4 protein-coding genes and 3 pseudogenes are annotated in these 12,055 nt (G+C 47.0%); 1 reads left to right on the top strand and 6 read right to left on the bottom strand.

Translation table 11 applies throughout. The annotated features are described in order from the left end of the window. Position 1 precedes the first annotated feature (1 nt). Positions 2–196 (top strand): annotated as a pseudogene (locus FU659_RS39245) (immunoglobulin-like domain-containing protein); the annotation flags it as partial. On the opposite strand, the gene FU659_RS39240 reads toward FU659_RS39245, so the two are convergent. The 6 genes and pseudogenes from FU659_RS39240 to FU659_RS33275 form a co-directional block, all read right to left on the bottom strand. Next, positions 124–399: an immunoglobulin-like domain-containing protein gene (locus tag FU659_RS39240; protein WP_397357090.1), complete on the bottom strand. Its 276-nt coding sequence runs from the start codon at positions 397–399 to the stop codon at positions 124–126. The pseudogene FU659_RS39245 and the gene FU659_RS39240 overlap by 73 nt on opposite strands. A 45-nt stretch (positions 400–444) precedes the next feature. After that, positions 445–1,592, bottom strand: a pseudogene (locus FU659_RS39235) (immunoglobulin-like domain-containing protein); the annotation flags it as partial. 18 nt (positions 1,593–1,610) lie between these two features. Then, a pseudogene (locus tag FU659_RS39230) lies at positions 1,611–2,471 on the bottom strand (immunoglobulin-like domain-containing protein); the annotation flags it as partial. 4,495 nt (positions 2,472–6,966) lie between these two features. Further along, positions 6,967–7,617 (bottom strand): hypothetical protein, encoded by a 651-nt coding sequence (locus FU659_RS33285; RefSeq protein ID WP_147951461.1) that lies wholly within the window; start codon positions 7,615–7,617, stop codon positions 6,967–6,969. A 374-nt stretch (positions 7,618–7,991) separates the two neighbouring features. Then, the gene (locus tag FU659_RS33280; RefSeq protein ID WP_147951460.1) at positions 7,992–10,349 is read right to left on the bottom strand and encodes a preprotein translocase subunit SecA; all 2,358 of its coding nucleotides are present in this window, start codon (positions 10,347–10,349) and stop codon (positions 7,992–7,994) included. Positions 10,350–10,599: 250 nt separating this feature from the next. Then, a complete protein-coding gene (locus tag FU659_RS33275; protein ID WP_147951459.1) occupies positions 10,600–11,028 on the bottom strand; it encodes a hypothetical protein in 429 nt (142 codons plus the stop codon). Positions 11,029–12,055 lie beyond the last annotated feature (1,027 nt).

Genomic DNA, 12,055 nt, shown 5'->3' with positions numbered 1-12,055 from the left:
CATGACAGCAGACGATTACGAGGGTACTTCGAGGAAACGAAAGATTTACCATAACGTCGTGAAGGAAACATCGTTTAGTGATGCGGAATCTGTGTCTGTAGATAAAGCGGCACTTGATATCGGTTATAGAGGTACCGATAAAGCAGCCAGTGTGACGCAGAACCTGACTCTGCCGGAAATAGGAACGAATGGAACGAATATCTCATGGGTGTCCAATTTATCGGCAGCCGTCTTCGCTGGACGGGTTACCTTTCCGGTTAAGGCATTTACTGTCGAATCACTGGACACCCATGAGATATTCGTTCCATTCGTTCCTGATGTCAGCAATGTTAGGTCCTGTGTTACACTAACAGCTTTATCGGTACCATGATAAACGATATCAAGCGCCGCTTTGTCCACTGACACGGATTCTGCTTCGCTAAACGTTGTTTCCTTCAAGACGTTTACTTTAAATTCTTTCGTTTCCTGCGTGTTACCTTTCTTAATCGTCGCTGTCAATGTCACCACTTCATCGTTAGACGTCTTCAACGGACGGTTTACCATTCCGGTTGTAGCAACAACGGTTGGTTGGCTTGACACCCATGTGATGGTCGTTCCATTCGTTCCGTTTTCCACCAATGTCAGGCTCTGTGTTACACTAGCTGCTTTATCGGTGCCGAGATAAACGATATCAAGAGCAGCTTTGTCTACAGACACAGATTCTAACTCGGTGAACGTTGTGTCCTTCAAGACGTTTACTTTAAATTCTTTCGTTTCCTGCGTATTACCTTTCTTAATCGTCGCTGTCAACGTCACTACTTTATCACTGGCCGTCTTCAACGGACGGGTCACTTGTCCGTTTTGAGCAATGACTGTCAGGTCACTGGACGTCCATGCGATATTAGTTCCATTCGTTCCGTTTTCCACCAATGTCAGGCTCTGTGTTACACTGGCTGCTTTATCGGTGCCGAGATAAACGATATCAAGTGCCGCTTTGTCCACAGACACAGATTCTACCTCGTTGAACGTTGTTTCCTTCACGACGTTTACGGTAAATTCTTTGGTTTCCTGTGAAATACCCTTCTTAATCGTCGCCGTCAACGTCACCGATTTATCACTGGTCGTCTTTAACGGACGTTTCACTTCACCATTCCGGTAATGACTGTCGAGTCACTGGACACCCATATGATATCCGTTCCATTCGTTCCCGTTGTTGGCAATGTCAAGTTCTGTGTTACGCTGACCGCTTTATCACTTCCGCTATAAACGATGTCAAGTGCTGCTTTATCTATTGCTACCGATTCGATATTGTTGAATGACGTTTCCTTAAGGACGTTCACTTCAAACACTTTGGTACTCTGCACGCCATTTATCGTAATCGTTGCAGTCAGCGTCACCACTTCATTGCTAGCTGTTTTCAGCGGACGAGTTACTTTACCAGTTGCCGCATTGACTTCGACTGCCGAATTGTTAGATACCCATGTGATCGTTGTACCATATGTTCCTACTGTTGGAAGCGTCAAGTTTTGTGTTACTCTAGCTGCCACATCAGCGCCGGTGTACACGATACCAAGTGCTGCTTTGTCAGCTGCTACGGATTCACTATCGGTAATCGCTTTTTTGATTACCTTGACTACAAACTCTTTGGTCTTCGTGACGCCATCTTTGGTCAATGTCGCTGTCAGGGTTACAGTAGCATCACCTGCCAAGTAAGCAGGACGAGTTACCGTACCGTCAGCAGCAACTACATCTTGTATATCCGTGCTCCAAGAAATCGTCGACCCCTCGACTCCCAATAATGGAAGGGTAAGCTTGTCTGTAACATGGCTAGCGGCATCGCCAGTAATGAACCCAATTTCTAACGCAGCTGTATCACGGTTTAACGCTCCTGCTTCTAATGCATGATCAAGCGCCGCTTGAATCTCTGCTGCATTCACAAAGCCGGTGCCCGGACGAGCCACAAATACTTTATTGGACGTTTCCTGCTTGTCCACATTACCTAACGTGTTGTAAACAGATAAATCAATTCCAAGTTGGATAGCTTCAAGCGCGCTTCGCGTAGCCGCCGCATTGGCCGCTACGTTCACGTTTGCCACAGGCGTACGTGCAGTTACCGCCAAATTGAATGCCGTTTGTACAGCTGTTTTGTCCGCATAGCCTGCACCAACTCCTGTATGCACAGCTACCGCTACAGCCGTTTTATCCGCAGCTGTCCAAGATAGGTAGATGGTGCCCAGCGTCAAGTTGAGCGCATTTGCTTCAAGCGCCGCTTGTGTCGCCGCCGCATCCACTGCAACGTTTACGTTTGCTACCGGTGTACGTAGTGTTACAGCTGCATCAAATGCCGCTTGTACGGCTGCTTGGTTTACATATCCGGTTCCAGGACGGTTTGCATACACCCCGGCTGAAACCGCAGCTTTGTCTGCGTTCGACCATCCATTGTAAACACCCAATGTAAGTCCGAGAGCTACTTCTTCCAGAGCAGTTTCCATCGCGGTTGCATTAATCGCATTATTCACAGCGGCCATCGGCGCATCTTCAGCAATAGCGTTCTCCAGCGCTAACTGTATGGCAGTTTGATCTACAAAGCCGGTTGTAGGGCGTTGATTCAATACATGATCTGCCACAAGCAATTTATCTGCTGCACTTAGTGTGTCATAAGCTGATAAATCCAAGTCCAAAGAAGCATCTTCCAAAGACACTTGCATTGCCGCCGCATTCGCCGCCACATTCACATCTGCTACTGGCGTACGTTCTGTTACCGCTACATTGAATGCCGCTTGTACGGCAACTTTGTCCGCATAGCCTGCACCCACTCCTGCATGCACAGCTGCCGCTACAGCCGTTTTATCAGCAGTTGTCCAAGATAGGTAGACAGTACCCAGGTTCAAGTTGAGCCCACCGGCTTCAAGCGCCGCTTGTGTCGCCGCCTCAGTTGCAACGTTTACGTTTGCTACTGGCGTCCGTGCCACTAAGGCTGCTCCGAATGCCGCTTGTACGGCCGCTTGGTTTATATATCCATCGTCCGGAAGGTTTGCGAGCACGTCCTCTGAAACCGCAGCTTTGTCTGCGGCCGACCAACTATTGTATAAAACTAAATCAAGTCCAAGGGCCACATTCTCCAGAGCAGTTTGCATTTTCGTTGCACCATCTGCATTATTAACAGCAGCCATAGGGGCATCCTCGGAGATAGCGCTGTCCAGTGCCACCTGTATGGCATCTTCATCAACAAAACCGGTTTGAGGACGATGATTCCGCACATGATCTGCCACAAGTATTTTATCTGTCTCATGGAGCTGATTATAATCTGTCAAGTCCAAGTCAAGCGAACCGTCTTCCAGCGCCGATCGCATTGCTGCCGCATTTGCCGCAACATTCACTTTTGCTACTGCCGTCCGCGCCGTTATGGCTGCGTTAAACGCCGCTTGTACAGCTGGTTTGTCCGCATAGCCGGAACCCACTCCTGCATGCACAGCTGCCGCAACAGCCGTTTTATCCGCCGCTGTCCAGCCAGCATACACGCCCTGTGTCAGGTTCAAAGTAGCAGATTCAAGCGCTGCTTGTGTCGCCGCCGCATTCAATGCAGTATTCACATTTGCCACAGCGGTTCGTAGAGCTACTGCTGCGTCGAACGCTGTTTGCACAGCTGCTTTGTCTGCATAGCCTGTACTCACTCCTGCATGCACTAGTGTCGCTACAGCTGTTTTATCCGCTGCCGTCCAGTTCGCATATACGCCCTGTGTTAGGTTCAACGCACCAGCCTCAAGCGCCGTTTGTGTTGCTGCTGCATCTGCAGCTGAGTTCACCGCTGCTACCGCCGAACGTAAAGCTACAGCTGCATTGAACGCCGTTTGTAAAGTTGCTTTGTCTGCATAGCCTGCACCCACTCCTGCATGCACAGTTGCCGCAACAGCCGTTTTATCCGCCGCTTTCCAGCCAGTATATGTGCCCAATGCCAAGCTCAACGTAGCATCTTCAAGCGCCAGTTGCGTTGTCGCTGTATCTGTTGCCACGTTTACATTCGCTACAGGCGTACGCGTTAATATTGCTGCGTTGAACGCCCCTTGTACGGCTGCTTTGTCTGCATAGCCTGTACCCACTCCTGCATGCACTAGTGTCGCTACAGCTGTTTTATCCGCCGTTGTCCATCCCGCATATGCACCCTTGATCAGGTTCAGATCAGTAGATTCAAGCGCTGTTTGTGTCGCCGCCGTATTTGCCGCAACGTTTACGTTGGCTACCGGCGTCCGTACCGTAACTGCTGCGTCGAACGCTGCTTGCACGCCCGCTTTGTCGGCATAGCCTGTACTACGCGCTGACAGAACTGAAGCCGCTACAGCCGTTTTATCCGCTGCCGTCCAATTCGGATATGCTGCGCCCTGCGTCAAATTCAGCGTTGTGTCTCCTAGTGCCGTTTGCATCGTTGCAGCATTTGGAGCAATATTTACGTATTCAAGAGCCACTGCCATATCCATCGCAGCCTGCACCGCAAGCTTGTCCACATAGCCGCTGGTCGGACGGTTGTTCAGAACCCAACCCGCAACGGTCGTCTGATTTGAAGGCGATAAAGAGGTGTATGCCAAACTCAAAGTTAGATCCAAATCCTCATCTTCCAAAGCGTCTTGCATGTCTCCAGCATTCCCTGCACCATTAATGTTAGCCATAGGTGCAACATTGTTGACAGCTGTATCAAAAGCACTTTGAAGAGCCGCAATATTTGCAAAGCCATTATTCGAAGGACGCACTGCCAGCAGTGCTGCAGAAACAGCGGCTTTATCTGCCGAGAGCCAAGAGTCATAAGAGGCTCCCTTGTTCAGACCCAAACCGACAATATCCAAAGCAATCTGCATAGCAGCCGCATCCGAAGCAATATTCACTTGCGCAAGTTTCGTACGTAATCCTAAAGCCGTATCAAACGCCGCCTGCACAGCCACTTTATCCACATAACCGCCAGTAGGAAGGGCTGTTAATACAGCAGCTGAAACTGCTGCTTTATCAGCTGCCATCCATGTTGCGTAAGCGCCTAAGGTGAGAGTCGCATTCTCTAAAGCAGTTTGCATAGCTGGCACATCCAGAGCGATGTTCACAGCAGCAATAGCCGTACGGTTAGTCAAAGCAGTGTTAAAAGCATTTTGTATCGCCGTTAAATCCGCAAAGCCTGCTGACGTACGAGCTGTAAATACCGCTGCTGAAACTGCTTTATTATCTTCCGTTTTCCAAGTTGTATAGGCACCTAAATTCAGCGTTAGTGTTACATTTTCTAAAGCAGCTTGAATAGCTGTAGCATTAGCTGCGCTGTTGACTGCCGCAACTGGCGTGCGTGCCGTAATGGCATTATCAAACGCTACTTGCACCGCTGCCAAATTCACGTACCCGTCTACAGGACGAGCTCCAATCACTGCAGCCGCTACGGCTGTTTTGTCCGCTTGCTTCCAATTGGCATACACCCCTTGGACTAGACCGAGCGCTCCGCTTCCAAGAACTGCTTCCGCAGAACTCACATCGGTGGCTCCGTTGACAGCCGCCATCGGCGCATTCGTTGAAATCGCACTATCAAGTGCTGTTTGAACTGCCGCTTTATCCGCAAAACCTCCGCCACGGCTCGTCAGAACCAGGTTGGCTACTGCATTTTTGTCAGCAAGCACTAAGCCGTTGAAGGTTGTAAGCGTAAGTCCTAACTTCGTGGATGTCAAAGCGCTCTTTATACTATTTACGTCCGCAGCTGCATTAACCACGTCCACCGCTTGTGCCACCTGCTCTGTATGAACAACAGTATCCAAAGCCGTTTGAATGCTCGGTTGATCAGCGAAAAGGCCGCCGTTTGCATTTTTATAGTTTAAAAGCGCCTGGGCAGCAGCATTCTTATGAGCTGCAGTCAGTTTGTAATATTCAGTCAGGTTTAAGCCAAGATCAGAGGATTCAAAAGCGGATTGTATATTAGCCGCCGTCGTTGCATTATTGACAGCTAGTACAGCCGCCGCATAGGCCTCGTATTGCGCCCTCTGGCTGACATAGGCATTCAGCTTAGTTTGAATTGCAGCCTTATTGGCAAAAGCGCCGCTTTGCTTAAAGGTGAACATTTGCAGGGCAACCCAGTCTTGACTGGCAGCGTTTAAGTTATTGAAAGAAGTCAGCACCAGACCAAGATAGGCATCTTCCAAAGCGATACTCATCGATGCAGCATCCGTGGCAGTATTCACATTATTTACGGCAGTGGCAAGTGCTTCTGCATCCAACACATTTTGTACTGCGATATTAAATTGGTTCTGGATAGCTGATTGGCTCGCGAAGCTGCCAATTCCCCGACGATAATCCAGCACCATCTGAGCCGCTGCCTGCTTACCGTCCGGCGTACTCAAGTTATTGTAAGTTGTCAGGATCAGACCGAGCGCCGGATCTTCTAGAGCCGTTCTCATGTCATTTACACCAGTCGATGAATTTACGGCACTAATGGCTTTTTGCAAAATCTCTTCGTTTTGACGAGCGGAAACTTCTGTGTTCAACGCCGTCTGAATAGCTGGCTGTGAAGCAAAGTTGACGTTTTTATTGGGGTAATTGACTAATTTTTGAGCAACAACGTCTTTTCCAACGCTGCTCAAGGAGATGTATCCTGTAAGGTTCAAAGCCAGGTCCTCGCGATTAAGCGCAGCCTGCATTTCGGAAACATTAGTTGCAGCATTTACTGCGGCAATGGCGGCGACTTCGTCCGCATTTACCACTTGAGCCGGCAGTACGGAAACTACTGATGTAGCTGCTATCGTGGCTGACAGTACGGCAGCCATACCTTTGGCTAAAGGCTTTTGTTTGTCGCTTTTTTTCTTCGACATATCATCGTTACCTCTCTTTATCGCATTTATGCAGTATTGGTTAAATATTACCGTTTATCATTATTCCATCTAAAATATATCTACATCAGAACGGATCAGGGTCACTAGTTATTCGTATTTTCTCTGTCTAGACGCATGCTGACACAACCATTTATTTCGTTTAGGAATGAACCGATGCGATGGCTGTATTAAACGCCTTCTGAATATCAGTACGGCTTACGAAACCGCCTGTAGGAATAGCTTTACGTACGGCTTCCGCTGCTGCAAGCTTGCCCTCAGCGTTTAGTTTTCTATAGTTCATCATGACAAGCCCCAAATAGGGCGTTTCCAGGGCACTTTGCATCTGTGACGCACTACCCGCCGAATTGACTGCCGCAACCGCATTACGCAGTGCCGCCACGTCTCTTTGAACTGCAACAACCTTGTTTAAGGCTTGCTGTACGGCTGCTGTATCGGTATAACCCTCTGTGGACTGGCTTAGCAACGCTTCTGCTGCTGCCACTTGATCTTCCTGGCTCAACGCGTTGAAGCTCGTCAAGTTCAAAGCAAGCCCTGCTGCGGTCAAAGCCGTTTTCAGCTCCACTGCGGATTTGGCATTTTGTACCGCTTCCAATGCCTGTACGGACGGTATAGCGATCACCGGAACAGGCAGAACGATCGGTTTATATACCGCATCCGTTACACTTGTGGATGGAACATCTGGCTGATTGTACACGGCATCGGTTACGCTGCCGCCCTGGGACATATCGGCTTTGGTGAAATCTGCAGGTAGAATCGCTACAACGGTAGAGGCCGCCATGGTTGCCGTCAAAACTTTGGCAATACTTTTGCTTAATGGCTTTTTGGAATCAGACTTCTTCTTTGCATCATTTGGTAATACCCTCTTTTCTCCATTAAATTTTATGGGTGAATGTTAAATCCTAGTGAAAGAATGACTTACCCTCGAAATCAGTGCTTGACGCTTAGCTCATCGAAGTTTGGGGGACCTAATAAAATTAACGATAACACACCTTAATGACCAGAAAATGACAAACTCCGACAAAAGGATACGCGATTAGCTGGGACCCCCAACGGGATCATATAAATTCCAATATGGAAAAGCATTTGTCTGCGCGTTTTGAATGGACAGCATATGGGTTAGATAAACAAATACCCTGACTTCATCCTTGTCGCACCATACATGGCTTATGCAGTCCCGTAAAGTGGAAGGGACTTTTGGCTTATCATCTCCTGAATCAGCCCCTTGCTGAGAGCACGTTGGTATTTGCGCTCGAACTTCAGGTACAGATGATAGGCCTCCATCTCATAAACTTCAGCGGGGTCCCGTTTTTCCAATGCCCTGTAATGAATGCCTTGCTTGATAAAGCCAAGCAGTTCCAAGTGATCCAACCAACATTCATCAATCAAACGCAAATATTTATTCCGCCAACCAGAACGCCACTGCTGCAGTGTCTGAGCCTCCAGGAATACCGCCCATTCCTGCGCCCATCTCTGCTCCACCTGCAGAAGCATTTCCTTTGGCGTCATATAGTCTGTAACCGCAAGGGGATACGATAGCCCGAATTCCTGTCTGAGCAGCTCCACTTTCCATTCTTCCGGCAACTGGTCAGGGGGACAAAACCGTTCCACGCGATCCTTGATCCAAAAGGAAACTGAACGAAGAATGGCTTCTTCCACCGGCTCCATCAACAAAATTCCTTGTCTCTGGGCATAGAAGCATTCCCGCTGCCGGTGTACGACGCAGTCGAATTTATAAACCAAAGATCGAATTTCGTACATTTGCTGCTCGGCCCGTCTTTGAACCATTTCCACAAAATACAACAACTCTTTGGAGGAATTGCCTTCCTCCCCCCACTTCCACTTGTCACGCCAAACTTCAGCCTCTTCGTCCGCATAGCGTTGGAATAAATCATCTTCGAGCGAGATGAAAAATTGCGATGCACCCGGGTCTCCTTGTCGTCCCGATCGTCCTCGGAGTTGAAGATCAATCCTCCGGCTTTCATGCTTCTCGAGTCCGATCACATGCAGCCCTCCCAATTCAGCAACACCTTCGCCGAGGCGTATATCAGCCCCGCGTCCGGCCATATTGGTGGCTATCGTGATGCCTCCTTTCAATCCGGCATGACTGATGATTTCTGCTTCTTCTCGCTCGGTCTTCGCATTCAACACCCGGCATTGCAAATTGACTTTTGACAAGCGATCCGCCAGTTCCTGCGACTGTTGAACCGTGGTCGTGCCTACTAATATCGGGATACCCTGATTATGTAAAGCAGCAATCTCATCCACTAACCGTTTATACTTAGCCTCTTTGCTGGCAAAGACGAGATCGGGTGCATCTCTCCGGGCATTAGGTTTATGTGTAGGTATCGGCAGCACATCCAAACCGTAAATACGTCTGAGCTCATCACGATCCGTCTGAATCGTACCGGACATCCCGATTAATCGGGAATAAAGACTAAAGTACTTCTGAACTGTAATTGAAGCATTGGATCGGGTCTCTTCACTGATTGACAGCCCTTCCTTGACTTCGATCGCTTGATGCAGACCATCGCTGAATTCCCGCCCGTCCATCACTCGGCCCGTATAGGAGTCGATGATTTGCACTTTTCCGTCTTTGATCAAATAATCTCGGTCAACCTCCATCAACACATGAGCACGCAAGCTTTGCAGCAAATAATGGTATATAGTTGTATATTCCAAATCGAACAAATTATCGACCATGAACATCTTTTCGATTTTCCGAATCCCCGCTTCGGTAAACATCACTTGGTTCGTCTCGACGTCCCGCTCATAATCTCTTTGCTCTCTTAAGCCTCTGATAAATTGGGAACAAATGTAATAAAGATCCGGAGATGCTTTCGTCTTACCCGCAATGATCATAGGCGTCTTTGCTTCATCTATGAGCACACTATCCATCTCATCAATGATCGCATACGCTAGCGGACGCTGTACTTGCTTGGATGGTTCAAACACCAAATGATCCCGCAAATAGTCAAAACCAAATTCCGACCAAGTGCCGTAAGTTACATCACACCTGTATACCGCCTGCTTTTCTTCAATATGCAGTCCCGCTTGATTCAAACCAACCGACATACCCAGTATTTGACATACATCTCTTGCCTGCAAATAATCCCTTTCGGCCAAATAAGGATTGACCGTAATCATATGTACACCCTTGCTGTGAAGTCCGTACCAAAAGACTGGAATCAAAGAAGCCAACGTCTTCCCTTCACCAGTCAACATCTCAACCACTTTGCCCTGCATCATCTCGTAACCGCTTAGCAACTGCTCGTCATGCATGATCAGTCCCATCTTACGCCTGACTGCTTCCTTAACCAGAGCAACAGCTACATAAGGAACATAATCGGGAGGAGTACTTTGCTCAAGTTCAACTCTGAGACGTTCCGTTAGCTTCATGAGCTCAGATTCAGGTATATACCGCATCAGATCGTACTTTTGGTTAATCAGACGGATGGTTTTTCTTGTGCTCACTGATTCACGAGATACTAAGACTTTCGTCCACTGTTTCCATGCCGAAAGCAAGTTATCAGCTCCTACACCAAAAAGTATGGTTCATATATCCTACACATCAATGGTCACAATATTATTATATCGGACCCATTGGACTACTTATTTATAGTGAATTTTATCTATGTCGACAAATAATCTTATATTTCGCTAATGTTTTCTCTGAAATTTCCTTATTTCGCATCCCATTAGTCCTACCTCATAGCAAAATGGCCCTGTATTCTGGAGTTTTAAATACACTTATTTTTAGCCCAAAATTAGTAGACTAATCCAGTAAAGACATCACCTCTTTCACTTGAAAGACACGCCATTGATCGTTGGAGAAACGGACTAGACTGACGAGATAGTCAATCTTTCTTTCCCCTGTCTTCGAGTCCTGAAAGAATACTTCCATATTGCTGCGATAAACGGGCTCATCGCCTAACGTGACAAAAACTTCGTTTTGCAAGGCAAAACCTTTATTCCATGACGATTCCACATGGATGCTTGGGAACACAAATTGCCCAGAGTATTCATCAACGATGCGAATCATCTGTAATTGCTCGGCTAAAACGATCCCTTCGGTACTTTGAACCATTTCCTCTTCATGTAACTGATCAGGATTCTCTATCACTAATTCCAACTTTGTTTCATTAGCTTGGTTTCCAAATAAACGCTGGCGAATTCGCATAAGAAATCCTTGATTCTGTGCCATGCTGCACCACCTGACTATGTTTTGATTTGGTAGATTCGGTGATTTGGATATCGCGCTTACATTTATGTAATATAGTATTGACTTTGAAAGTACGGCAATGACTTCCGTTCATTAAAAAACGCTATCTTTGTCATTTGGACGAAAAACAAGCCTGTGGGTGGATACTGGAGCCACTTCTAAGCCAAAATTTGCTGCATTTCTTCTGTTTTAATCGTTTCCGTCTTACCTTATGTCGAATTTTCGGTGGTTCTTAGCTCCTACCTATTTTTTAAGATAAGATCATTCTCACTTGCTTTACGACAAATTACCTAATTATCCTTTATTAATCGATAAAAAATACCGATACTTTTGAACTATTTTAAACTATTACAATCATCATGTAAATGCAACTTGCAAAAACTTATGTAATCTTTATGTAATGTTTATATAAAATTAGTCTTTATACCTAAATTAGTGCTTGACGGGATTGTATATTCAAATTCCTCATAAAGACAAAAAAACCCGAACCCCTATTCAAAGGAGTTTCAGGCTTTTTTTTAGGATGCAGTCGGAGGATTTAAACCCTCACGCCTTTTAAGCGCCCCCCCCTCAAAGCAGGGATGGGGGCATTCGCTTCACTTTTGTTCACTTTGAGCCTCTGAATACCCTTTACTGACGCAGTTTCGGCCTCAATTTTTGGTTATCCACCAAATTCCCGATAGAACAGCAGTGAGGTGTTCAAATTTTAATATCCACTTTTGGATTCATAGAATTTGAATCCTTACGAGGTACCACTTCCCCATACTGTACGGAGTTATTTTTACTCCCTGAGATTTCCACCATTTTTGCAAGATGTCTTTCTATTTGTTGAACCTCTCATGACTAAAGTCACGAGATTCTTGGGTAGTCTCTTCTAACGAAGAGAAGTTTACCAAGCTAACCCTGTCGCTCCGACAGTTCGTGTAGTGTGACTACACAGTAAGCAGTCTTTTGCCTTCGGCAAGAATATTTAGACTTGCATTGAAGTCTCTGTCGTGATGCGTTCCGC

Origin of the sequence: Paenibacillus sp. N3.4, assembly GCF_008017805.1 — a bacterium.
Lineage (GTDB): Bacteria > Bacillota > Bacilli > Paenibacillales > NBRC-103111 > Paenibacillus_E.
This window is presented reverse-complemented; position numbering and strand designations above follow the sequence as displayed.